Source organism: Mucilaginibacter hurinus, from assembly GCF_003324525.1.
In the GTDB taxonomy this organism is placed as follows: Bacteria; Bacteroidota; Bacteroidia; order Sphingobacteriales; family Sphingobacteriaceae; genus Mucilaginibacter; species Mucilaginibacter hurinus.
In genome coordinates this window covers 630,676-657,376 of record NZ_QGDC01000001.1, presented here as the reverse complement: position 1 = coordinate 657,376, position 26,701 = coordinate 630,676, and the positions used below count along the sequence as shown (strand labels likewise).

30 protein-coding genes are annotated in these 26,701 nt (G+C 46.2%); 19 read left to right on the top strand and 11 right to left on the bottom strand.

Annotation, left to right across the window (positions count from 1 at the left end; all coding sequences use genetic code 11):
• Positions 1-79: 79 nt before the first annotated feature.
• Positions 80-1,219, bottom strand: a complete 1,140-nt coding sequence (locus DJ568_RS02935) for a hypothetical protein (protein WP_114003723.1) — start codon at positions 1,217-1,219, stop codon at positions 80-82.
• Between the two features lie 380 nt (positions 1,220-1,599).
• Between DJ568_RS02935 and DJ568_RS02930 the strand changes: the two genes are divergently transcribed.
• Together DJ568_RS02930 and DJ568_RS02925 are read left to right on the top strand one after the other, a co-directional pair.
• On the top strand, positions 1,600-2,658 hold the full coding sequence (locus tag DJ568_RS02930) for a sensor histidine kinase (protein ID WP_114003722.1): 1,059 nt from the start codon (positions 1,600-1,602) through the stop codon (positions 2,656-2,658).
• Positions 2,655-3,392 (top strand): LytR/AlgR family response regulator transcription factor, encoded by a 738-nt coding sequence (locus DJ568_RS02925; protein ID WP_114003721.1) that lies wholly within the window; start codon positions 2,655-2,657, stop codon positions 3,390-3,392. Before DJ568_RS02930 ends, DJ568_RS02925 begins: the two co-directional genes overlap by 4 nt.
• 10 nt (positions 3,393-3,402) lie before the next feature.
• Here DJ568_RS02925 and DJ568_RS02920 read toward each other — a convergent pair whose 3' ends face one another.
• The 3 genes from DJ568_RS02920 to DJ568_RS02915 all read right to left on the bottom strand — a co-directional run bounded on the left by DJ568_RS02920 (position 3,403) and on the right by DJ568_RS02915 (position 8,234).
• Entirely contained in the window at positions 3,403-6,354 is a 2,952-nt protein-coding gene (locus DJ568_RS02920; protein ID WP_158534858.1) for a lantibiotic dehydratase, read from the bottom strand.
• A 341-nt stretch (positions 6,355-6,695) separates the two neighbouring features.
• Positions 6,696-7,007: a DUF6660 family protein gene (locus DJ568_RS17080; RefSeq protein WP_147238701.1), complete on the bottom strand. Its 312-nt coding sequence runs from the start codon at positions 7,005-7,007 to the stop codon at positions 6,696-6,698.
• Positions 7,008-7,064: 57 nt separating this feature from the next.
• Positions 7,065-8,234, bottom strand: a complete 1,170-nt coding sequence (locus DJ568_RS02915; protein WP_158534857.1) for an SEFIR domain-containing protein — start codon at positions 8,232-8,234, stop codon at positions 7,065-7,067.
• An 854-nt stretch (positions 8,235-9,088) separates the two neighbouring features.
• Between DJ568_RS02915 and DJ568_RS02910 the strand changes: the two genes are divergently transcribed.
• Genes DJ568_RS02910 through DJ568_RS02865 form a run of 11 tightly spaced genes read left to right on the top strand, consistent with a single transcriptional unit; the run spans position 9,089 to position 14,958 of the window.
• Positions 9,089-9,400, top strand: coding sequence for a single-stranded DNA-binding protein (locus tag DJ568_RS02910; RefSeq protein ID WP_114003718.1), 312 nt, complete (start codon positions 9,089-9,091; stop codon positions 9,398-9,400).
• Positions 9,401-9,443: 43 nt separating this feature from the next.
• Entirely contained in the window at positions 9,444-10,511 is a 1,068-nt protein-coding gene (locus DJ568_RS02905) for a DUF932 domain-containing protein (protein WP_114003717.1), read from the top strand.
• Between the two features lie 56 nt (positions 10,512-10,567).
• Positions 10,568-10,942, top strand: coding sequence for a hypothetical protein (locus tag DJ568_RS02900; protein ID WP_114003716.1), 375 nt, complete (start codon positions 10,568-10,570; stop codon positions 10,940-10,942).
• A 2-nt stretch (positions 10,943-10,944) separates the two neighbouring features.
• The gene (locus DJ568_RS02895) at positions 10,945-11,196 is read left to right on the top strand and encodes a hypothetical protein (RefSeq protein ID WP_114003715.1); all 252 of its coding nucleotides are present in this window, start codon (positions 10,945-10,947) and stop codon (positions 11,194-11,196) included.
• Positions 11,197-11,199: 3 nt separating this feature from the next.
• Positions 11,200-11,412 (top strand): hypothetical protein, encoded by a 213-nt coding sequence (locus DJ568_RS02890; protein WP_114003714.1) that lies wholly within the window; start codon positions 11,200-11,202, stop codon positions 11,410-11,412.
• Between the two features lie 11 nt (positions 11,413-11,423).
• A complete protein-coding gene (locus DJ568_RS02885; protein ID WP_114003713.1) occupies positions 11,424-12,023 on the top strand; it encodes a PRTRC system protein E in 600 nt (199 codons plus the stop codon).
• A gap of 9 nt (positions 12,024-12,032) precedes the next feature.
• Complete coding sequence (locus DJ568_RS02880; protein ID WP_114003712.1) at positions 12,033-12,248, top strand: PRTRC system protein C; 216 nt, start codon at positions 12,033-12,035, stop codon at positions 12,246-12,248.
• A 2-nt stretch (positions 12,249-12,250) separates the two neighbouring features.
• On the top strand, positions 12,251-12,427 hold the full coding sequence (locus tag DJ568_RS17150) for a hypothetical protein (RefSeq protein ID WP_158534856.1): 177 nt from the start codon (positions 12,251-12,253) through the stop codon (positions 12,425-12,427).
• Positions 12,424-13,425 (top strand): hypothetical protein, encoded by a 1,002-nt coding sequence (locus DJ568_RS02875; RefSeq protein WP_114003711.1) that lies wholly within the window; start codon positions 12,424-12,426, stop codon positions 13,423-13,425. The genes DJ568_RS17150 and DJ568_RS02875 overlap by 4 nt, the downstream gene beginning before the upstream one ends.
• Positions 13,400-14,149: a PRTRC system protein B gene (locus DJ568_RS02870; protein ID WP_114003710.1), complete on the top strand. Its 750-nt coding sequence runs from the start codon at positions 13,400-13,402 to the stop codon at positions 14,147-14,149. Before DJ568_RS02875 ends, DJ568_RS02870 begins: the two co-directional genes overlap by 26 nt.
• A complete protein-coding gene (locus tag DJ568_RS02865) occupies positions 14,146-14,958 on the top strand; it encodes a PRTRC system ThiF family protein (protein ID WP_114003709.1) in 813 nt (270 codons plus the stop codon). The genes DJ568_RS02870 and DJ568_RS02865 overlap by 4 nt, the downstream gene beginning before the upstream one ends.
• Before the next feature lie 145 nt (positions 14,959-15,103).
• Here DJ568_RS02865 and DJ568_RS02860 read toward each other — a convergent pair whose 3' ends face one another.
• Positions 15,104-15,532, bottom strand: coding sequence for a hypothetical protein (locus DJ568_RS02860; RefSeq protein WP_147238700.1), 429 nt, complete (start codon positions 15,530-15,532; stop codon positions 15,104-15,106).
• Between the two features lie 218 nt (positions 15,533-15,750).
• Here DJ568_RS02860 and DJ568_RS02855 point away from each other — a divergent pair, with 218 nt between their 5' ends.
• Both DJ568_RS02855 and DJ568_RS02850 read left to right on the top strand, forming a co-directional pair.
• Positions 15,751-17,388, top strand: a complete 1,638-nt coding sequence (locus DJ568_RS02855) for a hypothetical protein (RefSeq protein WP_114003707.1) — start codon at positions 15,751-15,753, stop codon at positions 17,386-17,388.
• Between the two features lie 18 nt (positions 17,389-17,406).
• Complete coding sequence (locus tag DJ568_RS02850) at positions 17,407-18,714, top strand: hypothetical protein (RefSeq protein WP_114003706.1); 1,308 nt, start codon at positions 17,407-17,409, stop codon at positions 18,712-18,714.
• Positions 18,715-18,736: 22 nt separating this feature from the next.
• Here DJ568_RS02850 and DJ568_RS02845 read toward each other — a convergent pair whose 3' ends face one another.
• Positions 18,737-19,036, bottom strand: a complete 300-nt coding sequence (locus tag DJ568_RS02845; protein ID WP_114003705.1) for a helix-turn-helix domain-containing protein — start codon at positions 19,034-19,036, stop codon at positions 18,737-18,739.
• Between the two features lie 65 nt (positions 19,037-19,101).
• The gene (locus DJ568_RS17340) at positions 19,102-19,290 is read right to left on the bottom strand and encodes a hypothetical protein (RefSeq protein ID WP_199560845.1); all 189 of its coding nucleotides are present in this window, start codon (positions 19,288-19,290) and stop codon (positions 19,102-19,104) included.
• A gap of 76 nt (positions 19,291-19,366) precedes the next feature.
• Here DJ568_RS17340 and DJ568_RS17335 point away from each other — a divergent pair, with 76 nt between their 5' ends.
• The 4 genes from DJ568_RS17335 (at position 19,367) to DJ568_RS02830 (ending at position 23,181) form a co-directional block, all read left to right on the top strand.
• Positions 19,367-19,573: a hypothetical protein gene (locus tag DJ568_RS17335; RefSeq protein ID WP_199560843.1), complete on the top strand. Its 207-nt coding sequence runs from the start codon at positions 19,367-19,369 to the stop codon at positions 19,571-19,573.
• An 81-nt stretch (positions 19,574-19,654) separates the two neighbouring features.
• A complete protein-coding gene (locus tag DJ568_RS02835) occupies positions 19,655-21,868 on the top strand; it encodes a TonB-dependent receptor domain-containing protein (RefSeq protein WP_394339534.1) in 2,214 nt (737 codons plus the stop codon).
• A complete protein-coding gene (locus DJ568_RS17605) occupies positions 21,869-22,072 on the top strand; it encodes a hypothetical protein (protein WP_394339533.1) in 204 nt (67 codons plus the stop codon).
• A 5-nt stretch (positions 22,073-22,077) separates the two neighbouring features.
• Complete coding sequence (locus tag DJ568_RS02830) at positions 22,078-23,181, top strand: PepSY-associated TM helix domain-containing protein (protein ID WP_233496612.1); 1,104 nt, start codon at positions 22,078-22,080, stop codon at positions 23,179-23,181.
• Positions 23,182-23,303: 122 nt separating this feature from the next.
• On the opposite strand, the gene DJ568_RS02825 is transcribed toward DJ568_RS02830, so the two are convergent.
• The 4 genes from DJ568_RS02825 to DJ568_RS02810 form a co-directional block, all read right to left on the bottom strand.
• Positions 23,304-25,040, bottom strand: coding sequence for a DUF2326 domain-containing protein (locus tag DJ568_RS02825; protein WP_114003702.1), 1,737 nt, complete (start codon positions 25,038-25,040; stop codon positions 23,304-23,306).
• Complete coding sequence (locus DJ568_RS17600) at positions 25,031-25,273, bottom strand: ABC-three component system middle component 6 (protein ID WP_114003701.1); 243 nt, start codon at positions 25,271-25,273, stop codon at positions 25,031-25,033. The genes DJ568_RS02825 and DJ568_RS17600 overlap by 10 nt, the downstream gene beginning before the upstream one ends.
• Positions 25,274-25,275: 2 nt before the next feature.
• A complete protein-coding gene (locus DJ568_RS02815) occupies positions 25,276-26,199 on the bottom strand; it encodes an ABC-three component system protein (RefSeq protein ID WP_114003700.1) in 924 nt (307 codons plus the stop codon).
• A gap of 114 nt (positions 26,200-26,313) precedes the next feature.
• Complete coding sequence (locus DJ568_RS02810) at positions 26,314-26,670, bottom strand: winged helix-turn-helix transcriptional regulator (protein WP_233496611.1); 357 nt, start codon at positions 26,668-26,670, stop codon at positions 26,314-26,316.
• Positions 26,671-26,701: the final 31 nt, after the last annotated feature.

Here is a 26,701-nt window from a genome sequence, read left to right as displayed (position 1 = left end):
TTTAAGTGATCGCGCTGCCACCGGTTATCCGAAACCGATGTAGTTAACAGCGAGGTAGCGTATCATTTATCCATAGGCATCAGGTTTTTGGGAAATAGTTTTTATCGATCAGGCCGATCATCCGTTGCAGATAGTCACGGACAGCGGCTGCGGAACTTTGATCTGCCGCGTAAAATGCTTTGCCAAAACTTTTGAGTGAAATGTCCAGCTGTTTTTTCGTCTCAAAATGCTCGGTAAAGAAACGCATGATGGTCGATATGTTAGTGATCTGAAAACAGCCTTCCAGGTAACACAACCTGGCAAAAAGCGCGAGTTGGGGGACAGATAAATGCAGCGGTAATCGCAGCATTTTTAATGTTCTGGCTTTGCCTTTGGCCAAAGCGGTACCGTTTTGCATGGCATACCATTCCTTCAGCAAAATATCCAAAGGCCGCCTTCCGGCCACGAGACCGGTCTCCCGGTCTATTGGTAAAAGATCCGGCTGCCTGCCCGCAGCCAGTTCACTTTGGAACTGCGCGCGAAGCCGGCTCTCGAACTGCGTACTGTTAAAATTGTGCCGGTATAACAGGTCTTGAAATGACCGGTCATCGACGGTGGGCAGCAATAAATACTGTCTGATCTGGTAATTAAGACCATACAGGTGATCCACCTGCCCCCGGTCAGCACCATGGATACGGACGCGCGTCAGCGCATCGTCCATAGAATGCAGAAAGACGTCTTTTAATGACGAACCGATGCCGCTTTCCGACAACAAAGGTGCAAGCTCTTCAATTGCTGTTCTTAATTCCCGGCTGACAGCGTCGCAATGGTAACTGGATAAGGGATGCCGCGGGTCGAAATACGCGTAGAATTGCTTCTCCAGGTAACTGAGCACCTCTTCGACCAGTTCCAGCATGCTGAGCAACAACTCGCTTTTACCCGGAACAGCCGGCCCGGTGATGTGACGCAAGCCCGCGAACAGCTCGTCCGACAGTACGACCAGACCTGCCTGGTGAAATTGTACATAACGGCGGATCGCCTGATCTTTAGCGGGGCTGAAAACTTCCCGCAGCATAAGCTCCTTAAATTCCTTGCAGCGTTGTGCCATTTCCTCAACGAGCTGAGCCGGAATGACCGCTGTAGCGGATGCATCGCTTTCGTTAAAGTTAACAGCCAGCCTGGCGCAGGCTTCCAGATATGTTAATTCTGATCTGAGCAAAACCTTTATTTTTACTTCCAATTAAGCCTTGGTCCGTGTTTTAAAAGATTTAGGTGGTCGTCCTGAGGATCTTTGGAAAGATTATTTAACTTTATATTAACATTTTACCTATTCTTTGCGTACTAACCGTAGTGGTGATGATCGTGGCCGTTACTGAGGTCGGATCTGTCGGTGTCGGGTTAAAGGTCGGCTGGGCTTGGTGATTTGAACGTACCTGATTGAAGTCGCAAATGGTCTCCACCTTTTTTTGCAATAGTTTTGATCTTGTATTTTTCATGGCTTTGATGTTTTTGATGTTTTGATCAAAGCTATGACCGTGTTAATTTGAACTAAACTTTATTACGCCGGGAGGCAATTGTGCTATGTAGAAATGGTATTTCTGCCTCCTTTAATAACAGATCATGTTACTTAAAAGAACGATCCTTTTCCGCCATATCCTGGTATGGGCGATCTATATTACCTACGAATTAGCACTCATTGATGTTTCTGCTGGCCTGAATGCCCCGGTTCTGCAGTACGTAACCTTTTATACCGCCAACATTGTGCTGTTCTACTTTAATGCCCACGTGTTGCTGGACTATGCTTTTTTCAGAACGCAGCGTCCCTACCTGACCGCGATCCTGCTGATCATTTTGGAGATCGTCGTTTATCTTGGGATCAAGATCCTGCTCGATGGGCTGTTCAAAGGAAAGCTGATGATAGAGTTCACCTACACGGCCGTCAACAAACAGATCTGGCTTTCCAATATTTTCAGGGAGATATTCCTGATCGGGTTCAGTATCGCCTACTGGTCTATGCTATATATGATCAGGTTCAGGGACAAGAATCATGCGATGGAGAAGGAGCAGCTGCGCCATGAGGCCCGAACACTGGAACTGGAGAATAAGTATATCACCGCTGAGAATGCTTACCTGCAGAACCAGATCAGTCCACATCTTTTGTTTAATACACTGAATTTCCTGTACAGCACAATTCAAAGGGTCTCTGACCGGGCCGGCAAAGGCGTGATGTTATTATCCGAGATCATGCGGTATTCACTAATAAGTTCAGCTGACCAGCGCCTGGTAACGCTGGGTGATGAGGTGGCACAACTTAACAATCTTATCGAATTGACCAGCCTCAGGTACCGCGGCGATCTGCACTTAAGGCTGGTCTGCGAGGGGGACACCGGAACAGTGGTCATTCTGCCATTGCTTTTGGTCACGCTCGTCGAGAATATGCTCAAACACGGTGAACTGGGTGTGCCGGGACAGCCCGGGGTATTCAGCCTGGCCGTTGATGCTGGCACGCTGTCCGTCCGGACCTGGAACAGGAAAAGAAAAAGCAACCCTCATCCGAAGAGCGGTATCGGCCTGTCGAATGTCCGTAAACGTTTGAATAATTATTACCCTGACCGTTTTACCTTCGATATCCTTGAAAATGAGGAAGAGTTTACCTGTTTACTAACCTTACGCCTATGAAAATTACCTGTTTTATTATTGACGATGAACCTGATGCCATCGAATTACTGCGGGACTACGTCCAAATGACACCAGGATTGGAACTGACCGGCACATCGCTGAACCCCGTGGAGTGCTTGGACCTTCTGACCGGTGAGCACGCGCCCGCCATCACATTTTTGGATGTGGATATGCGCCAGCTCTCCGGCCTGGAACTGGCCGGCATGGTCAACCTGTACACGACGGTCGTATTTACCACCGCTTTTCCGGAATACGCCCTGGAAGCATTCGATAAAGAAGCCTTTGACTTCCTGTTAAAGCCCATTAACTACGAACGCTTTGCCAAATGTATTCAACGGGTCAAGCGCAGACTTAGCCAACCCGAGGAAAAGGTGTCAGATATCCAGCCGAACGATTTTTTCACGATCAAGAGTGAGATCAAAGGCCGCTTGCTCAAGATCCGCTTCGATGAGGTCATCTACATTGAAGGGGCTGTCAATTATATCCAGATATTTACGGCGGAGGGTAAGCACATGACCTACCTGACCCTAAAGGAGATCGAACGACACCTTCCTCCGGCTAAATTTATCCGCATCCACCGCTCATTCATTGTCAATCTTGACTTCGTTACCGTGGTCGAGCGTTCCCGCCTGCGGCTTACTAATGGGGAAACGCTGGTAATGGGCGATCATTATAAAACTCATTTCCTGGAACTGATGGACAAAAACCTGATCAAGACCGACCGGCATCCCTGAAAATACCGGTTCAGCGCTTTGCCTGCCGGCCGATGTGCCATTTATAAAGCAGATAATAGATCAGCATTTCCTGCTTTCGCTGCTGGTCCGTAAACACCCGATTCAAATGCATATGCAGGATGCTTTGAATATAAGCCGCCCGGTCTTCCGGATGCTTGTCTATCGCAGGCTTCAAGGTTTTCCCCGCATGAATAAGGGTTCGGAACGCCCGCTCCAGGACGCCCGGCCCAAAGGGATGTTGCTGGGAGAGTATGGCATCGATGGCTTGGCGGAAGTTCCGGAACTTTAGATCCATTTCATATTTCATCTGCTGCCCTTCAAACTCGCTGGCCAGGCCTTCATAGGAACTTTTAAGGTAGCTGATACGCTCATGATCCTCCGGCAGCAGATGGTCGAGGAGCTTTTGGGTGCTGACCAGTGCAGTTAAGTGAACCGGGGGGAGCGGCCGCCGCCGGCCCGCAGACAGGTAGCTCATCACAAAGTTACTGCTCGCGGCAAAGAAACGCTCGGTCGCCTCGATGCCGCCCGCGAAATACCGCTCAAGCTCGCGGTCATAGGTATCCAACTGATATTCCCTGATCACCTGCTCCTGGATATGATCATCCAAAAGCGAACGAAAGGCGACAAGCACCGCATTGATCTCCAGCGGATCAAGTTTGATCCGAAGGCGAAGGTGCGGTGCAGGGTCTTCATAACGGATAAAGAACCATTGCCTGATCTTACCCTGGACATAACGTTTCTTTAGCAGCGGCCATATCTTCAATAGTATCCGGTCCGCGCTCAAATGGGGAAGATAGATCTTCAGATATAACCATTCCGAACCGGGAATGAATTTCCTTCTGGCATTAGGTCGGCCTTGATAGTTGCTGGCCCTGGGCAGGTCCATCGGGATGGAAGGAATAAGGTAGGCATTGAACTGGTTCAGATAAGACCGGAAGTCGGGATCACGAGATACGACCTCGTTCCCCGGAATTAAAAACTCCATTAATTTAACCGTTTCCTTCGACCGGATGGATGCTCTAAAAAAACAGACATCTTCCGGATCATCTCGGAAAAAGACCAGTTGCTGATCCCCTTCGCTCAAACTGAATACGGGTGGCAGCCGGTAAGTTGTAGCGAAACGACCGAACAATTCCGGCAACTGCGGATCGTCCGCCTGTAGAATGTCCTGTAATTGCGTATTGCTAAAGATCCAGGTCGCTAAACTGATGATCGTTCGACCATAGCTGACCCTCGGGTAGCTGATCAGGCCTGGAAAGTGATCTGCCAATGCAAAGTGTAAATGGTTCACGCCGTACTGGTAGGAAAGATCCGCCAGAAACCGGAAAACAGGTAATTGGTCGATACTATGATTATAGGCAGAGGTCATCCGCGGGATCACGTACTTGTTGTTCGTTTTAGACCAAAGCATGATGCGTTGTGCCTTGATCTCAATAAAAAGGTCATCGAGCCTCAACGTTTGTGTATCAGGGTGTGACTGAGCTGCGGCTGTAAGCGGAATTTCGTATGCCCATATCTTTTCACGCCGATTGATATTATCCGTATGCGGATCGGAAAGGTGCAATAATTCTGCAAAAATAATATTCGGATTCAAGGCCTCCACCTGACGGGCCATTTCTTTGGCACTTGCAGCGATCTGCGGATCGGTCACAGTGAAACGTGCGAGCATGGCGGGCCCATTTGCACCGCCTGCGCTTTCGAGAAATAACGTATCACCGGCGATCCGGAACAAAACCGAAAATCCGGGGCCGGAGCTGGTGGTTTCATTAGGCTGTAGGTTCTCCAGGTCTTCCTGGTCGAGCATAATGACCTGTTCGCCATTTTTTTCCATTGCCAGCCACCGCTGTAGAAGGAAAGCATGCGAGGTGTGCCACTCGCCCGGGTCTGCATGGCTGTTACGCCGGTAGATGTTCAATGTCTCCAACAGGGGGTTCTGGGAGCTCGATGCCATATCCTGATAGGCGATACCGCGTTCCGGATCAAGCGCTTGCAGTAAAGGAATGCGCTGCCCCTCGAAATGTCGCTGGAACTGCTGTGTAAACTGCCTGAGGCCGTCAATGTCCTGGGTCGGGCAAAGACAATTTAAGGCGAACAGCCCGGCTTTGATCATTTCCTGGTAATCGCTGCTTAAGGTCGCGGCGGCCAGTTCACGTTGTAGCGTGATATTGACACCCGTCTTCTGATCGCCTTGATCCTTTTGGTTCAGGAACAAATCAAGTTCCCCATTCATTCCTTTTAATTGGCCTGCCAATGGTAGCCGCTGCTTTCCGAACAACGCCAGCAGCCGCTCCAGCTCAGTAGAAGCCTGTCCATCTTTGGGTTCAAATTGCATCAGCCATTGTAAATGATCCTTTCCATTGATCGTTGCCCTGTGTACGGGTAACAATAACTGCGTGTCCCTCAAAAACGCAAAGTAATCGGTCGCCACAGCATCGGTACACCTGGCTTTATTCATGATCCGTTGTATAATGACCGCTTGTGCCCTGCCGTTCCTGCAGAACTTGAACAGGTCCCGGATCACGGAGGATGCCCTGACGGATTGCAACCGGTAGATCCTCTTTTGTTCTTGGTTGATCTCTGTTCGTATAAACCGGTAATTGCGCTGCAACAGATAGAGCGTCGGGTTGGCCTCATATAAAAGCTGGTTCTGCATCACGTTCAACAACTTTTCACCGGCGAGGCGGGTAAATCGCTGGTCCGGCGCTATATGTGCCCAAAGACCGCCATCGTCAGCGGGCCTTATATCTGTCAGGGTTGACCAGTAGCAGGAACTAATGGAAGCGAACAAGCCGAACGGTGTTGGCCGGTAGGTAGCCCGGTTCATGTATTTCCATAGCGTGAGCTTCTCTTTCGCTGATAAGCGCGCGATATCAAATTTGTTCTTGGATATTTTCTGGTAGAAAATGGGGCTGGCTATAAATATTGCTGCCCTGAACAGCGGGTCTGCGAGAATTTGCTTCATTGACCGCTGCTTGTCGGTCAGTGGAAATACTGGCATTCTAAGGAATAGATAGGTAGAAAAATAATAAGGCATTAGGCAATGGCTTAATTAGATCATTGGTTTTTTATCGATTTATATGAGCGCTTACCGTGGGGTAGCGATCAGTCATACCGATATACCGCCCTCCCGTTTTTTTCGATCTGGGCGATAGGCGAACAGGTGAAATATCGCGTGGTTTTCCTTCCTCTGAACACAGCGCGGATCAGCCTTGCTGTTTGACAATGGACAACGAGCTCGAAAAAAATGACGTAAGGGATCCCGGATACCTGATCATTGATCAGGTTCTTATCGGTGAGAATGATTTAAGCGGAAAACTTTGGGGGTTGCCAGATCATGCCGGGGCGGTTGACCGGCTTTTCCGGAATTTGATAGAACAGCGTATCGCCTGCGCGGACTGAGACAGGGCAAAATTCAGGTTGGTGGCGGAACACGACCTGCATGTTACAGCAATTACAACTGCACATCGGCGGGCACTGGTCCTGCGACTGTTCCGGTTGATGATGTTCTTTCAGATATGTGGTCATGACCGCATCAGAAGCACCCATAAAGTCTTTGCACGGCTCCAGGTCCAGCGCAAGAAAAAACAGGGAAAGCAGGAAGCAGATCATTCTCATCGGTGTCAAATATATTGATCGGGCTTCGTAAAAATAGCGAGATCAGGTTTTTTCAGGTCAGCTTCTGAACATTTCCGGTGTCAGGACAAGCTCCTGCCCATAATTGTTTTTAACGACCAAACTGCCGGCCAGCGGAAACTCTTTTTCGATCGTACCATTTTCGGTAAAGACCTTGATCTTCAGCGCGGAGTTTAACACTTTTCGCACATTGCTGTCCCTGACGATCAATGATTCCATTTTATAGGTCCTGGTTTGCCCGGCAAAGATCTTCGGCGGATTATCATATGTGATGACCTTGTACTCACCCTCAATACGGCCGTTAACATCAAAACCAGTACTATTTACCGGGTAATGTACTTCTATGCTGTAATCCCCAAATACATGGTCCGTAGGATTGTTATACTCAAGCGACAGATCGAATTCGATGTTCGTGTATTCCTGTGCGAACTGGCTGGAATTATTAACATGGCTGATCAGCCCCCGCAGCTCCAGATCCTTCCCTGCTATCGAAAACTTCGCGATCTCTTTTTGTACGACCTCCGGCTTTTTAGCGCCGACAGGAGAAAATGTGATCAACGGTTCATCTTTTAACTTGGCATAAAGATCGTTCAATCGTGTTCTGTCAGACAGGTCGATGACCTGGCGGCCTTTAAAATACAACGGAAATAGCTCGTCATGGATGCCGTCGAAAGATACCAGGATATATTTATTAGGATGCGTATCCATATCCTTCAGGATCAGGTTGTATTCATTACCTACGCCACCCTGAAAAGCCTCTGCTTTCTGTTTGTATCCTTTGGACAATACGATGATGACCTTTTTATAATCGGTCATGATCTGGTGCATCATCTTCATAAAATCCACGGCAGACTGTGCCTGCGAATGCATCAGATCCATTTCGGCATTGAATCCTTCATCACGGAGAAAATTGGTAAAGGAGATCACCTTTTCATTATGCTCCCGGCTATCCCAGCTATAAGTGACGAACACTTCTTTTTCTGTCACTTCCGGAACGGAAGTAATGGACTGCTTTTTGGACGTGCCGATCAGACCTTCATCTTTCAAATGCTGAATACCCTTAACACTGATACTGTAACGCAGGTCAAGTTCATTTCTTCCGGGCAACACGGCAACCGGCGGGCCGGGCTGGGAGATGCGGTTGAGCAATCCACTATCGGTAAGTCCGTCTAACAGATCGCGAAAACCGTCAATTCCTCCGGCTGGCATGAGTTCCAGGAAGAACGCGCCGAATTTAATGGGGTGGATCTTTGCATAAAGTTGCAGCAGGATATAATTGATATAATCCTCGCGATTTTTAATATCTTCTATGTTCATGTCGTTCAGATCGATCGGTCTAAAATGGCCTCAGGAATAGCGAAAGGCTAATTTAAATAACAAAAGCTGGTTCGGGTCAAATTAAATTTCCACAATCTGATGATTCATAAAAAGGGTTATACGGTCCCCTTCGGGCCACGCTCTCCGCTGTATCTTTTACAAAGGATGCCGCTGCGATCATTGACCGGGTGCCACGCCATTTTCGCTTCGCTGCAAACGGCGTAGCCAATGTCCGTAAAAAAGCGGGGCTCTGTCTTCACTGGTTGACGGCATGCGCCTGGTCAAACTGCGTTCGTCTTAACCCCGCAATTTCTGGGGTTTTAAGGTCCGGCCGTTTTCACCACTGACTTGATGTGATCTCAAATGGTACGGGGAAAAGCCGACTGTGATCCTTCGGACGCCTCGGCCGGCAATGGTAGCCGGCAGGGCGGCCTGCTTTTCCCCGCTGGTATATGCGGGCCTTCGCTCGGTACACCAATGACCCTGTTAAGGGATAGCAATTACAGACTGTTTAAGGTCCCGTTCATTTAGCCTTTGCTGAGGCAAATTTATACCTCTTCGGCAAGCAAGGCCAGGCTTCGTGACCGAAAAAATCTCCACACCTCCGCTGCGCTACGGGTCGTATTTTTTCTATGTCAGCCTTGCATGCCAGCCCCCCGCGCAAATTTTCTGCCTCTATCAAAGGCCAAATGAGGTTTTCCGCCGAATGGCCATAACAGAATTAATTAACCATAAAAATTAAAATCATGGAGATCACAGGAAGATTGGTAGCAGACGCTACCGTGAGAGCAGCAGGCGAGGACAAAAAAGTAACAGGTTTCAGGGTAGCAGTTAACCGCACCTACCGATCCAAAGGCGAACGCAAGGAAGAAACCGCCTTTGTGGATTGCACCTACTGGCGTGGGGAGGGTATCGCACCTTATTTAACCAAAGGCATGTTGGTTCAGCTATCGGGCTTTATGACCGCCGAACCGTGGGTAAGCCGTGACGGTGAGCCAATGGCAAGCCTGCGGTTTCGTACCGAACAGATCCAAATGCTGACCAAATCGGCAAACTAAGCTATCCCAACTACAGAGTAATTAACCTTTAAAATTTAAGAAAATGGCACACAATCTTTTTTATAACGAGCAAACAGAGAAAGTTAGTTTTTTCAGTGTAAAGGAAAAGGCATGGCACGGGTTAGGTCAGATCGTAGAAGATCACCCCACCAGTGCCGAGGCGATAAGCTATGCGGGGTTAGACTATAACGTTGAAAAACGTCCCTTGTTCACCAACTCCCTGCCCAACGAATTGAATGAAATGGCAGAAAGTATCGCATTTCCTAAAATTGATGTACCTAACTTTTTTGCTACCGTTCGCACCGATAATAATTCGGTATTGGGTGTGGTTGGCAAGGACTACGAAGTCGTACAAAATGCCGATGCCTTCCAATTCTTTGATGCTATCGTAGGTGGTGGTAACGGCATTAAATATGAGACCGCAGGCGCATTGGGTAAGGGCGAGCGCATATTCATTACCGCTAAACTGCCCGATTATATCAAGGTCGGCAAAGAGGATCTGATCGAGCAGTATTTGTTCCTGACCACCTCGCATGATGGCTTCGGGAGTATAACCGCAGCATTTACCCCGACCCGCATCGTTTGTAATAACACCTTGAATGCCGCCATGCGAAATCATACCAACGCCATCAAGATCAGGCACACCGCATCAGCTAATGAGCGCCTGAAACAGGCGCATACCTTAATGGGCATATCGCAGGTAATGGCGCAGGAATTAGAGGAACTGTTCAATCACTGGACAAACGTGCGCATCACCGATAAACAGGTGAAAAAACTGATACAATTGGCATTGGCACCCAACAAAGAGGTAATTAACAATTTGGAATTGGGTTTGGTAGATAAGCTATCTACCACCTACATCAACATCGTAGATAATGCCTTAGCCTATGCGATGGGTAACCCCACCCAAACGATGGAAACGACCGCAGGAACATTGTTCGGGGCCTATAATGCCATCACAGGCTACTACCAAAACGTGCGCAATTTTAAGGATGGTGATGCCAAATTCAGATCCATCATGGATGGCACCGCCAAACAAAGGGCGCAGGTGGCTTTCGACCTCTGCGGAAAGTTCGCCCGAAATGGAGCGGATGCCCTGACCCTGAATTAATAACCCATGCAGGGGAGCAATTCCCCTGCTTTTTTATCCACCCTTAAAATTGACACATGCAACCTTTAACGCTGATGAATAACGTAGCGAAAGCAAGGCTTTTGCACAGTTTACTAAGAGAGGAGATCCCCGAATTTTTGGGTTATCTGAACGAGTTGACCGAAACGGTATTAAATGACAAAGAGCATATCCGCGAGGAATGGGACAACGGTTTTTTAAATGTAGAAATGTGGTTTGAACTGGCTGAAAGGGTACAGGCCATTATGGCTAAATACCCCAAAGATCTGTACAGGTCGCCCAACGTTTTCGCTGACCAGTTATTCGATGGGTATTTGGCGATGTTTACCCGCCATGCCCTGAACCTATACGTTCAACTGGAAAAACAGACCGACCCCAAGTTTAAAGCCGCAGTAGAACTTTTATTTACCTGATCATGAAAACACAACACAGCTATACCATCCCCTGCGCAATGATCTTGATTGCCTTATGCCTGTTCATCCGCTACACTATCGGCAGGCGCAGGTTTAACCGCAGGGGAGTTACAGGATTACAGCAATTCAGCAGTTACCACCGTTTGGTGGTGACCACGACCATCGAACTGATCTTAATGATAGCCGCTAACCTGTGCGGATTGGCAGGTTTGTTTCTACTGGCTGTCGCAGGCATTAACCATTTAAAACTATAAGCCATGAGCATATTAGCGAATAAGACCGAAATAAAAGCCCTGCGCATTTTGGGCAAGACCCTCAAATTCTTTGACCAAACCGCACTCTTAAATATGAGTGCGGTAGATGCCGAAGAAGCAAGGCAGGCCGAGAACCTGATTAAAGGCATCATTGAAAGTAACGGCTTTACCGCCCGAACCCGCAACGGCAATTACATTTTATTTAAATCACTTTAAAATTAAGAACCATGAAAACGAACTTTTTTGAACAGATAGCAGGATTGCAAATTAATGGAAACCTGCTCTTAAATATCCACCACGATGAAACAGGGGTGATAACCGTTTCAGCAGTATTGAAAAAAGGAAATATCACCGCAACCGCAGGGAACAGCCTGCCACCCATGCTATTCAAAGGAACAGCTACCGAACTGGACGAGGGATTTTTTGGGCAGTTCGCACAGCCAGTTAAACAAACCGTTGGCATCATTAACAATTTGGAAACCTACCAAAAGGAACTGGAAAAAGCCAAAAAGAACGGCAAGAACGATAAAGATAAAATAGCCAAAGGAGGTGCTACTGAACCCGAGGATGACAAGGACGACGAACAAAATTTGTTCAGTCCGCAGGTTGACGACACCGAAGCCAAAGCTCAGAAAAAGAGGTTATTCGACGAAGCGATGGAAAGATCTAAAGAACTGGCTAAACAGATGAAATATGTCGAAGCATTAGCGCAGTTGCCTGACCCTGCCGATCACGCCGATAAAGCGGAACTGATCGAAAGCAGGCGCAAAGAGATCTTAGCAGGCAAAGAGATCTACGACAAGTTAGCGAACCAATTTAAAGATTAAGCAATTGCCATGAAAACACTGATTTTACCGAGGGTATTCCTGCACAAGGAGAACGGACAGGATGTAAGACTGACCGACCCCAACGACAATTTTACAGTTACCGATGTACAAAACTTTTTTGCAGGCACCTACCCTGTACTCACCAATGCCAAAGTGATCGGGCCTGAGATCATCAATGATGAAGCGGTTTACCGATTTGAAAGCACGATGGGAACGAAAGGATAGCCATGAAAAAGAACGTAAAGAACCGAGTAATAAAAATCAACACCCATAACGACCAATGGAAAATACAGCAGTTGTTCGGAGAATTGGCGGTCAGGTTAGACCGCCTGCGCGATGCGGACGAGGTAAGGCGCAACCCTTTACGAAGCGCACCCGCAGGGCTAACGGAAATGGTTTTTTGAACCATAGCTTTGAACCGTTTTGGGCATTCAGCGGGAACAGGGACAGGATAGCAAGGGAGTATTTTTACTCTCTTGCCAATCTCTGCGCTTATTTTCAATTATCCGTTCCGCAAACAGACCTGCCATTTCCGCAAAACATTTACGATACGTGGGAGGTGGTCGCCAAACAGGTGAGCGCCATTGACCCCAATTTTCATTGTCAGATTTTACAGGACAAAAGGAAAAAAGCGGTACTTTCTGTCATCAAAACTTTTGATTTGAGTAACTGCCTGTTTTATATTCCTGTGAGGGCGTACTGGAATTGGTCGCAAACTGCCGAAAAGGAACGCATCACCGAACTGGTGACGGTCATTTTCGCTTACCTGCACCAAGTGGTAGAAATTCCGTTCTATGCGGAAAGCGGTACATTCTTGGATTACCAATACGATACGTTGGAACAATGGATATACGAAGCGGAGGACGAGGGTAACACGGACGAGGAAGAAAAGGGTTGGCGCAAACAGCAGGAAGATACGATCTATGAAATGCGTAGGGCAGGTGGTCACATCATGCCTGTCATTAAAAACCCTGCGTGGTTAACCCGCATGGAAGAGATCGTGCTGAACTACCATCATCGGGATAAACATGAACTGGAATGGGAACTTTTGGCCATCGAGTTTTTACAGCTTTATCGCCAGTACCCGAACCGCTCAATTTCAGATGGTATCCACCCCGATTTAGTATATCCTTACGAGGAAGAACGTATCAGGGTTGAAGAATACACCCATTTTTACTGGAGTGACAGGGATTGTTTTCAGGACGAACTCATGGAAATGATCAATTGTAGTTTTCAGGAAAGACCTGTACAGGATGAACCCACCGCCGTACATTTTTTTGATACGCTACCCGACCCGCAAAAAGTAGATTTTGATTTTGAAACACGGCTTTTTGGCTTGATCGAAAGATTAAGGGATCTATTAGACCAATACGACCATGAAAAATATCACGGAACAGTTTAACAGTGGCTTTGAACCTTTTAAAGCCCTGCTGATATACCGGCACAACGAAGAACAGGAAATTAACCAGTTTCAGCGCAAAGAACAGGAAACGCAGATCTATGTGGAAAGCTACGACATTGGAAAAGATGGTCGCCCTATAAATGCGCATCCTTTTACCTTAAAGGAAATGACTGCTTTACATGCCCTTTTGCAGACCTCACAAGAATTGCAGGACACCTACTTAAAAAGTAAGGGTTTATTACCTAACAAAGTTTTGTATGTCAATCAGCAAGCTAACGGTTTTGCTGTTTGGTACACCCCGCCACAGGCAGTAAACTTGTTTTTTATTGATGGATTGAATATACCATCAGGGAAATACCATATACCTGCGATGCTTTGGAAAGCCAATGCTGATACCTTGCATGTTTATGGCTTAAAGGGCAAAAGCAAACCCAATGAGCATACTAAACTTTGCCACGCACCCTATCTGAACATTTATGGAAATGGTCAGGTGTGCATGGGTACGGTACAGATCAATATCGGCAGATCCACCTGTTTGGAGGATTTTATGGCCACTTGGGAACGCTATTTTTTTAACAGCAATTTCAGCCATTCCATCAGCGGGAACAACAGTACCAAAACGAATACGACCGATTTGTGGCGTTCCCTCGCAGGTAAAGCCGAACCGTTTCCGCAAGCGGAACTGCTGAATAATCATTTAACCCTTAAACAGATCATCCGATGAAAAAGCAAAAAGTGAAAAAAACTGCTGTGCATATCGTTCAAAAGGAATTGTTACAACCCTATAATCCTGTTACTATTAACTTAATCGGTGCAGGTGGCACAGGTGGGCAGTTATTAACCGCCCTTGCACGCATGAACCATGCGTTGACCGCTTTAGGTCATGCAGGTATCTTTGTCAGGGTATTTGATAATGATATAGTAGATACCGCCAACCTCGGCAGGCAGTTGTTTACCACCGCCGAACTTGGACAATACAAAGCGGTCGCATTAATCAACCGCATCAATCGTTTTTTTGGGACGAACTGGAAAGCCGAAACTATGCGTTATGATAAGAGTTCATTGAATAATATGGATTTGGCAAGCGCAATCATTACCATTTCCTGCGTAGATACCGTAGCCGCCCGTTATGAGATCGCAGAGATACTGCAACAACTGACCAACCACTACAGCGGTCGCAACCGTGTTAAATACTGGCTTGATTTCGGTAACAGCCGTTCGAGCGGACAGGTGATCTTATCCACCCTCGAAAAGATCAGACAACCCGCTTCGGAACAATACCGCCCCGTCGAGATATTGCCTTTAGTGACCGATGAATACAAAGATTTATTGGAGGCTTCCGAAGATGCCGACGAAACGCCGAGTTGCAGTTTAGCCGAAGCATTAAGCAAACAGGATTTGTTTATCAATTCAGCATTGGCCAACTGCGGGGCTTCCTTGTTATGGCAAATGTTCCGTGAGGGTATTCTATTCAACAGAGGTTTTTTCTTAAACCTTGCAGATTTTAGGACACAGCCGTTAAAGGTAGCCTGATCTCATAGCCGACCCGCCGGAAATGTCCGGCGGGCGGGCATACGCCCGCCCCGTTTCGCCCCGTGTATTCGCTGTGATGTTTGAGGAATGGTGAAAACACGGGGCGCTCCATATCAACGGACTGCTGCGATCAAGGCCGATGAGATCAGGTTGATCGTAAACGTTCATCACGCTGCCACTCGAAAATATGCCTGCGCGCATCTCCTAAACAAAATAAGGCTTTTCGCTTGGCGGAGTCAAGATCATTTTGCCAGGATGGCCACGGGTGGCTATAACCCGAGGGCTGGTGGACAATGCTGATCAGCCATCTGCCCTTGGATTGAGGTGTAAGGGTTAGCATAAAATCCCCTGCTTTTCCGGTATAGCTACCACTCGGCATTTGTATCCATTGCAATGCTGTATTCTGTTCATCTTCCAAATGCTGAAGATAGGTGAGCATATTGACGATAACCTTGATCTCGCCGGATACACCCGTATCCCCCGATAGCATACGCTGTATACTACGGATGATGGCATCGTAGGAACGATGATCTCCCCAGGTTTTAAGGCGGCTTGCCAATTCGATCGGTGTCAATCCCAATTCATTGAACTGGGTATTGAAATATCCTAAGTCGTCCGTTGTAATCATATCTGATCCATTTATGGGAGTAAAATTGCGACATTATGTCGTTAAATCCAAACCATTTATGGATTTTTTAGCATTTTTATCACCAACGAACTTAAAACAGGTATAGGTGGTTATACGCGTGATCTTAAAAATGCCGAACTTTATGTCCTTAAAACCAATCATATATGCCGGTCCAGATCATCAGAAATTTAGAGATACCAGCACTAAGCTTTGATTTCAGTGAAGAATACTGGCCGCGAATCAGCGAGCCGATAAAAAATGCGTATGGCGTTGGCGAGATAAAAGATGCAGCCATTGTTCAGGAAGCCCTTAAATTGGCATTTGTCAAATGTGATGAATTATTCATGGGGATTATCGCTAACGAAAAACATGTATCTTTCTATTTATACACACAGCATTTATTGGAAAACACTTTCGTTTTCTACAGAGCGATGCTTGGTGGTGAAAATATCCCGGAAATCAATAAAAGTGATTTGGCTGGTATAAGAAGAACTTTACGTATAATCCTTGAACAATCGACAACTGTAGACTTGACTGGCCATCCTAATTTTATGGCAGAGATCGCTCAAAATCGGGAGGCGTATCATGACACTCTCGATAGATTATTATACCTTGGCTATTATGCCTTATTCATTAGTGAGGAGATCGCTCGAAGCCAGTTGTTCCTAAGATCAATAAATTTTGAGATTGATGAGAATGGCTTATTGGGCATTGGTACAGAAGGAGCTTATAAACCATTCTTCAATTATGTGGATGGCGACATATCTAAACATGACCAGAGTATAGCCCTCTACCATACGATTGAAGACCTGATCAAAGTTTGGCGTACCGTCGGGGTGGAATACGGGAATATGACCGGGTTTTTAGCTCAGCAAATTAATAACCCCCGTTTCAGGTTCGCACTGGTTTCAAAAGATCAACTCTATCATGAAATTAGCCAGGAATTTGGCGAAAGGGCGGACGTTGCGCTGAGTTTCTATGATGGTCTGACAGTAAGTAGGAAAAACGTATTAAGTTTTGAGAACTGCCTCTTGCGGAGTCAAGACACCAACCGCATAATCTACCGGCCGCTGGTTGAAGTAAATGTTGACAACCAACTTTTCATTATGGCAGGTTACAACCGTTGGCTGGAATGCCTGGGCACACTCACTACCAATGCTTTGCCATGGGGCCATGTAGCAGATGAATGGAAGCAGCATAAACCTATTAAAAAGTTCGTGCAACACCTGCAAGATACCCATGATGATATTTTAGAAAATGCTGCCGTTGAACTAATAAAAGTAGCACAGTTGCCATTTGACAAATCCGTAAAAAGCTTAAGGCAGCACAAGGGAGATAATTTCCCAATCAATAATGTACAGGGTGTCGGTGAAATGGATATCGTTTTTGCAGATACCCAGAGAAAGATTCTATACATCGTAGAGTGCAAGCATAACAAATCCCGCTTTGATTATTTTAACTGGAAGCGGGATTATACAGTGTTTAAAGAAAAATATGAAACACAGCTGAATAACAAGATCACCTTTGCCAATGCTGAAACAGCAAGGATCCTGGTCCACCTGGAGGTGGTGAACAAGGTCGAGATAGCTGACAAGGATGATTACACTGTACAGGGGATATTCCTGATCAATGCCCCGACCCTGTATATGTATGATGCCGTATATCCGACCTTAACGCTTCATAACCTCCGGCAATTATTGAACGGTGAATACACATCCCCAAGATTTGAGTTGACCTTACCCGATGGCCAAAAGCTTTTGGTGGAACAGCCCTATTTTACGAACTTGGACAGAATTCTTTAATCTGAACCAGTAAATCCTATGTATAAAGGCGATTTTATTTTTCATCCGATAGGGCAAGGCTGTTTTTACACCGGTGAACTTTTTAATGATAAAGAACGGGTCTTCAGCTTCGTCTATGACTGCGGCACTAATTCTGAACAAAGTTATTTAGGTGATGCGATAGCCGGCTGGCCGGTAAAAACAGCGGAAGAAAAAATGATCAACGTTTGCATCATTTCTCATTTCCACAGAGACCATGTCAGCGGGATACCGCAGTTGCTGAAAGACATACGCTGTGATCGCCTGGTGATCCCTTATTATGATCCGTTCCAACGGCTGATGGTTTACCTGCGGTCAGATTCTGATGATGATGAGTACCGCCGAATGATGCAGGATCCTTACGCTTATTTTTCTGGCGAAGGCTTTAATATCGGGCAGATCATTGTTGTGCTTGGCGGAGGTACTGCCACTAATTTGCAGGAACGGATCCCCATTGCACCTGTACCGAAAGAAGATCGCAGCTTTGATACAGAACAGGCGGAACTGACCAAAGCGGGAAATGAACATTACCGGGACGATGACGGGCAGGATGAATACCTGAACCAACAATTTTTCGCTCAACTAAAAAGCGAAGACGAAAGCATCAGTTCTGAAAGGGTAACGGTCAGACATTTACCCTACCAGTTACGTACTCCCTTTTATAAGTTCCTGTTTTATACATTGTCCGAGGAAGATGGTTCAGATGCTGATCTGAAGTTAAAAACAGCAGCGCTCAGGAAAGCGGTCGATGATCATCTGGATAATGCCAGGCGCGATGCCTCCTCAGGCGTAAAAACCTTTCAGGATCTGTTCAATGCCAAACAAATTAAAGAGATCGCCAGGATCTATAAACGGATCTTCGGCGCCGCAAAATTGAACGGTACCTCTTTAGCTGTGTTTCATCGATTCGCCATGGATCCCGGCGGTTATGAGATATTCCAGCGGCACCATTTCGGCCTGCGGCATTTATACCGGGTCGACCGTAAACATGCAACGCTCATGACGGGTGATCTTGAATTGAATACCAGCGAAAAACTTAAGCTTTTTCAAGACTACTACCATGCTTATCTGGATGAGGTAGCGTATTTCCAGGTCATGCATCATGGCTCCGATAAGAACTGGCCGTTCGGTATACCGGAAAGCAAGCTGCATACTTTCCCCGCTTACGTGATCAACCATGGTGCCGGTCGTAAACATCACCCCGGCCCGGAAGTGACCAAATTACTGCGAAGTGTCAATCCTCATCATACCCTGCTTAATAATGAACTAACCCTGTTCAGTTATACGATTTTTTACGGCTACAGATGAAAAGGAATAGTCTGTTCGCGTTTTACGCGGCCCGTTCGGCTTTGATCCTGATCCTTTTGCTTTTGACCTCACCACTTAATACACGGTTAATGTCGTCGATACTGTAATACAGGATGCCGCCGATCTTGGTGAAGGGAATGGTTCCGTTGTCGCGAAGGGTCTGCAATGTATTATCCGAAATTTTAAGCATGTTTTTAACCTGGTAGCTTTTTAGCCACTTTTTCGGTTCTTCGATAGCCTGGCCTAACAGACCCTTGATCTGATTTAATAATTGCTGTCCAAACTCCTGTAAATCTTCTTTGGTTATGATCTCTGCTGCCATAATTCATATCATTTGAGGTAAACTGATGCAAATGTGCGGGTTTTTGTTAACGATCGTATCCGACCTTATCCGAGTCGGATAGGGAATATTTTACGGATCATTTCATTTTGAACATCATCAGGAGCGCGGAAGCCTTCGCATTTTTCAATATCTTTGCGCCCGATGTTTAAACGCTTTGTCGCAATAGTTGTACTTTTTGCATTGATCAGTTCCGGCTTTTCGCGTTTTGTCGTTTTCGCAGCGTATGAGGTCAATCAGAAATTTATAGCCGATAATCTTTGCGAAAACAGATCGCGGCCCTTGATGCACTGTAATGGTAAATGTTACCTGATGAAAAAGATCAAGGCGACCGAGGAGAAGGAGAAAAAGCAAGAGAAAGAAAACCAAAAAAATAGCTATCAGGAGGCAAGTCAGGCTTTTTTTGTACGTATCGCTTTGGCGGCTCCTCTTGTAGTTCATCTGAAATACCCGATCAGTGCAACTCCCCTGATCGTAAACCGCTCTTATTCCATCTTTCAGCCACCTAAGATAGCCTAAAATTTCCCGCACATTCCCGGCTGCTGCCTTTAGGCATTGCAGCCACAGATCTGTAATAAATTATTTGATCACAGCACTGCTATGCCCGAATACATCGTGGTATGGTATGTCTGTGCTAACCAGGTATTTCCAATGAAATTCTATACCATTTTTATAGCATTCTTATTTCTCCCAATGTACAAATGTTTGGCACAAAATGGTGCCGGCATCCTTCAGGGATGTATCGTCTCTTCATCGAACGAAGGGGTCGCTGACGCCACAGTACAGCTTCAATACACTAAATTAGCTTCGAAAACGAACGAGAATGGTGTCTTTACGATCGGATCAATCCCTCCCGGTACTTATATATTGTCGGTTTCCAATGTCGGCTACACAGCCCTGAAGCAAAATATTATCGTCAGGGCAGGCCAGAATCCCTATCTTGATCTGCAACTTTCCGAAGGCCGCAATGAACTCAAAGAGGTTATTATAACTTCATTAGCGAGCCGATACCGGAACGAACGATCGGGTTCGTCTACCCGTCTTGACCTTTCTTTGCTCGAAACGCCACAATCTGTGCAAACCATTACCGGCGAAGTGATCAAGGATCGGCAAGCATTCACCCTGAACGAGATCGCCGGAAACTTTACCGGAATGAAAGCCAATAACGGTAATGGTTCATACACCATGCGTGGGTTTACCGCTTACTCGCCAAATGATGCCAGTTTCCTGTTGTATAACGGTATCAGGGGTAACCTTTTCCTTTGGAGTCAGCAGCCCTTGCTTTATAACGTGGAATCTGTGGAGTTGCTTCGTGGCCCTTCAGGTGCCCTTTTCAGCGAAGGCTCACCCGGCGGGGTGGTCAACTTCGTGACCAAAAAGCCGCTTCCGGTCAGCCGTGCAGGTGTTGACCTGTCGCTCGGCAGTTGGAACTTTAGGCGCGCAGCAGTTGACCTGACCGGCCCGCTGACCCGTAATAAAAAACTGCTTTACCGCGCCATTATCGGTTATGACCGGTCGGAAAGTTTTCGTGACTATCAGGACAAGGAAAATATATTTGTCGCGCCTTCCCTTACTTACCTGTTCTCTGACCGTACTTCGTTGAACCTGGAAGTGAACTATGCCCGTCAAAAAGCCGTTCAACAGTATGATAACGGCACCTATATCCGCACTAATGCTGATGGTACTTTCGATTTTAATTATTATTCGGAAAACCTGACCATTCAAAGTCCAAGCGATTACGGCAGGACCAATAACTCTTCGGCCACGCTGTCATTTAACCATCAATTCAGCCAGGACCTGAAACTGGTGATCGTGCAGCGTGCTGTTCGGAATACGCTGGATTACCGGGACCATATCCCCGTCGGAAGGATACGTAATGATTCGATCAGCCGGGCGTTGCAGGATTGGGAAACAGATCGTTTCAGCCTGCAGTCTACAGCCTATGCCACCTACAATGCCAGATCTGGCTTTTTAAGACATCAGATCGTTGTTGGCGCTGATTACAACCGATACGGCTGGACGAAGAACGATTACCAATACAAAGCATCGACACGTATCTCCATACTGAACCCAGATTACAGCAAAGACGAAATGAATTTCGCAGCGCCTGCCGAAGAATCGGATGATAACAAGCGCATTACCAACCTGATCGGCGCTTATGTGCAGGACCAGGTAAGCTTTAGTGAGGGGTTAAAAGCACTACTATCACTACGGTATGATAATTATGACGGCAAAGAAACGCCGCTTTCTGCACGCGACAACAAACAGGGTGATGCGATGCAGGCCTCGGGTTGGATACCTCGTGTAAGTTTGGTTTACCTGCCATTAAGAAACCTGTCGGTGTATGCAACTTACCTAAAGTCATTCAACCCTCAGATCTCCAGCAATGTATTGTCCGGCGGCCCGTTCCCGAACCGGCACGCCACGCAATATGAAATAGGTTCCAAGGCAGATCTTTTCAATAACCGTTTATCAGCGATGGTATCGCTTTACCAGATCAGGTACGCGAACATCCTAACTGCGGCACCGACCGAAGAGAACTCCCACCGGCAAGCTGCCATCGACGGCACGCGCAGCCGCGGGGTGGAGATTTCTTTAGCGGGTACCATTGATCATTTCAATATTATAGCCGGGTATGCTTATAATGAGCATGTATTGGTCAGCACCAGCACCTATGGCAAAAAGGGGGACCGTTTTGCAAACGCACCTAAAAACATGGCCAACCTTTGGCTGAAGTATAACGTTCAGGCCACAACTTTTAAGGGATTGGGCATCGCCGGAGGATTACGCTATGTCAGCGACCAGGTAGGGTAGTTGAGTAACCAGAACTTCGTTTTCCCGGAATACACGGTCCTGGACGCGGCCATTAATTATCAATTCGGCAGGTGTAATGTGCAGTTCAATGCCTATAACCTGACCGACAAGCGTTACTTCACCGGCAGCCGTTCGGGCACCACAACTGCAGGTTTGGGCGACCCGTTCAATTTCAGGGTCGGTATGAGCTACCAGATCAGATGAGGGTGATGAAGAAAATAACCAAAATGGCGTTTGCCCTGCACAGTTGGTTGGGCATGGTCACGGGGATATTTGTCCTGCTGTTGGGTCTGAGCGGCTCAGCACTCGTGTTTAAAGATGAGCTTGACCACGCCGTCAATGCCGAACTGCTTACCGTAAAACCGGCAGGAGAAAAACTCCCGCTGGATAAACTTTACCGGACGATCTGTCAACGCCGTCCGAACCTTGCCGGTATCGCTTGGCTCAACCCGGATGCACCGGCTGATCGTGCTTACGAATTCCGTTTGTACCAGAATGATGGAAAACTGAGCACTTATGATCTTGGCATTATGAGTATCGACCCTTACAACGCTAAAGTGCTGCGGCAAGGAAACCTGAAGGATCTGACGACAGGGATATTACACTGGCTGGTACAGTTCCATTGGAGTTTTCAGTTAGGGATACCGGGACTATTGTTAGCCACCATATTGGGCCTGACGATGCTCCTGTCTACTGCCACGGGCTTGATCATTTACCGTAAGTATGTATGGAAGGTGTTGTTGTTCCGGGTAAAATTCAAATGGCGCGACCGCTGGACGATCTGGTCGGCGCTGCACCGGATCGTAGGCGTATGGGCCATGGTATTCAATATTATCCTGTTTTTTACCGGCTTCTGGATGAATATGTTCTCGATGCAACCATCGTATTGGGCTAAGCAAACGCAAAAGTTGCCTGAAAACCTGATGGCGGTACAGTCGATCGACAGTATGCTCAGCACAGCAAAACAAGCGTTCCCGGAGCTGCTCATTAAAAATGTTTACCTGCCTACTCAGCCCGGGAAGAGCTTTCGCGTCAGTGGCGTGGTTAAAGATCAGCTGCCTATCTATTCCCACGGGAACACGGTTTCTGTCGATCCGCAAAATGGGAAAGTAATTGATGTTGAGCGCCTGGCCGAACAACCGTGGGGCGGTCGTATTTCTGCAACCGTTTTTCCTTTGCATACGGGTAGCTTTGGAAATGTGATTGTTAAGGGCTTCTACGTTATCATCGGCTGCACACCGGGTCTGCTCTGTGTGACCGGAGCGATACTATGGTGGCGAAAAAGACGACGCAGAAGATATGTTCTCAGTTGATCGTTATGGAGATGAAGTTATCAATGAATTGTGCAGACAGTGTCTGCACAATTCATTTTCACTAAAGTGATCGCCGATAAACACTCCGCTGGTATACTGGTGATGCAAAATCGACTCACCTGTTATTTATCGTATTCCATATCCACCTGGATCCCGAGTAATTTATGCTCAGGAGAATCGTCCTGTAAGATATGGCAAACGTTTTCTTCGATGATCGTTCGGTATTCATCGGCGGTCAAATAAGGCTTGACCTCGTCAAGTTGATTTTGATTGATCGTCAGAATATATTGCTTATGGGTTGGTAATATCAGATCTCTCAGAACTTTGAATAGTTCGGCGACCTGCCTTGGATCAATTCCGTCCAATAATCGGCTGTCATGAAAAAGCAGGTTCATATGATGGCCGTAACCGCTAAGCAATAGGGTCAGGTCATAACAAAATAGCTTGACACTGTTGATCCCATCAGAGGCATCAGCTTCAATTTTAGCATCGAAGTTATAGCGGAGCTGGTTATCACCGTCATTGTTATACACGGTTATCCCTGCGGCGGATTCAGGGTAGAAACGTTTGGCTAAGTCCCTGAAAAAGTCCCTTAGATCTTTGATCACCCCGTCTGCCTCTGTAAGATAAGTAGAAGTTTTCAATGTTTCCTCCACGAACTTTTGATCAAGTTTTATCTTTTGATCCTGATACTGCTTAAGTAGCTGATCATACCGTTCAAGGTTTTCCTTTTCACTTTTAAGATCCGCAAGCCGGTTCGTCAACCTGACAAACACGTCGAGCGCCTGGTGGGTGTCAAGATATTTAAGTGTGTTGTCGAAAGCGACCTTCTCCCTCGAAAATTTCTCCGTAACAACCTCGATCTGACGAACAAGTTCATTCTTTTGATCAAGCAGTCTTTTCTGCCTGTTCGAGGTCAGGTGCTCATAGAACTTTTCCAATTCTTCCAGTTTCTTTAAGGCCACCTGTGAGAGTACGACCGCCGCTTCCTTATAGATGCGCTCTATACTTTCCTTTTTGATATCAGGCGTGGTCTTCAGGCTTTCTTCGATATTATGAACCTGACCTTGTAAAAGAACGATCTGATTTTGAGCATTGTCAAGTTCTACACGCAATCGGTCCGCTTCTTTTTTAATATCGTAGAAATCTTCCGCGACATTGAACTTCGACAGATCGGCCTCTAATTTTTTTATCTTATCGGCAAGGTCCTGCGTAGCAAGTGAAACGTCCCGGTTCCCGGCGAAAAAGTCTTTCAGCAGCTGATCATTGCTTAATTCTTTGATCAGGACCTTGATGCGCTCACGCTCGGTCCTGAGTTTATACTTCTCCTGAACAAGGTGTACATTCAGGCCTAATAAAAATGAATTATATAATAATACCTGGTAGGGCTGGCCCAGTTCATTCGGGTCATTAAAATTAACATAGGACCCTCGCTGTGGGCGTATAAAAAAAGGCAGTAAAGAACGGAATGACAGGTGTTTCAGATCATCGGGTATATCGAACAGCAGATTCTCGAATTTCTTATTGAACTCACTTTGTTTGATCTCTTCACCATCAAGTTTGATCACCTGACCTCCATCGGTTGACCTTGACACTTTATATTCTACCCCGCTTACCTGGAATTTTAAGTAAAATTCCCAGCCGGGCAGATGCTTTTTGAAAGAGTTCTTCTTACTTGAGCCCAGGCAAAAATGAATGATCGCGACCAAAAGTGATTTACCAACGCCATTGTAGGTCCTGCTTTTATCTTTTATGCCAGGGGATGCCTGCTTCGCAACAATAAAGTTCAGGCCAGAAATATTGTTGAATACTACCGGCTTGAAACTGGAATGGTTTGAATTTAATTCAATTAGTTGCATTTAATAATAAGGCCTTTCTCTTCTTTAATGGCTTGTACGCTATATAAAAATATGAGGGTTAATACCAGGTTGTCGAAGCTCTGTTTAGCAAAATATAATTCATTGTTGAGATCAGCGAGGTATTTCTTCCAAAGCTCGTCCACGCTCAAAGGCCGGTCGAGAATTTGTAGCAAATAGCTCCCAAACCCTAAAAGGGATTCCGAAAAATTCACATGTTTACTTGGTAGGAGCATCTTTAATGTTTTTCAGGGTTTTTCTCGAATACATCGCATGATTCAAAATACTTTGCAATTATCGTAATAATTGCCGACTCAACATGCGCTTCATTTTTCGGAGCACAACTTTTTACCATATCCCAGAATATAAGATCGCCGGGAGTCTCTGTTTCGACACCTGTCCAATCCTTGTTTTTAGAATCCTGGTATACCCCCGTTAACTTCTCCTGCAGGTCATCCGCTAAAAAACTTTGATTGCCGAGGTAAGTATTCAATGCGCCCAGTTTCTGAACGCCTATGTTAAGATACCATTGCGTAGTATCACTAAGTTTATTGAATTGTATTTTTTCTCCCCAGTCCGGGAACTCTATTTTCGCTATGACCGCCTGTATCGGTAAGGCCATGATATGACCGATCACTTCGCTCAGCACAGAATAGTCGAGATTAATGATGTTGTTTACATCGGGAATAAAACCAGTTACTGACAGGATCTGGTCATCGGCTAAATTAAACAAGGTGTTTTCCAGATCTTTTGGCGTAAGAAAACCGCCATTATTCAGGTTTTGATCTTTTACCAAAGCTTTTATCGCTTTTTCACTATCTGGATTTACCCCCAAATATTTATCGTTAACCACGAAATAAAATTCTTTGATATCAGGCCATTGTTTTTTTAAACCGGCAAAATCCGTTTCAAGCTTTTTTACGACCTCCGGGTAATTGTTCCTTATTTCTTCAGGAGCATAAACCTGGTAATAAACACCGGTCCTTGAATTGTAGCCATCATTCTTACGATCCCCCAATGGTCCCCAGGGCTTGATCTGTTGAAATCCTGCGTCATTGTAGTTTTGTATGGTCGTGAACAGATCTTCAAACTTATCACCATTAGCCTCGTGAATTTTGATCTTGAATAATTGCCGGGCAAGCGCTTTTTCCTGCGTGTTCATATCTGTAAATATACTAAGTTATTTAGTGAGGTTGAAGAATAATTAAACCTCCATTGCACATCCGGATCAAATCCAGTATTTGTTTTTCATATCGTATCCTGATTTAAGCAGCCATCATTTTTCACCAATAGTTTTCCGGTGCAATATTCCCCAATTTCTAAGCGCTAACATAACCTCATACAATGATTGGGTGTAAGGTGTTTTGGCATATTCCACTGTGGGAGGAAAGGTGTCATGGACCGTCCTTGAGATCAATAAGTGTACTTCAAGCAACTTAAGCTCTTTAGAAAGCATCTTGTCACTGATGCCATCTATGTCCTTCGCGATCTGTCGAAACCGTTTCGGGCCTGAATTTAATGACAGTAATATCTGCAGTTTCCAGTTCCCGCTGAGCGTTTCCATAGCATCCCGGATCGCTCGTAATGTTAGCGCATCGCATTTGACCTCTTGATCATCATTGTTGTTCATCATAATTACTTATTTCATTACTAACTCCCTGGTT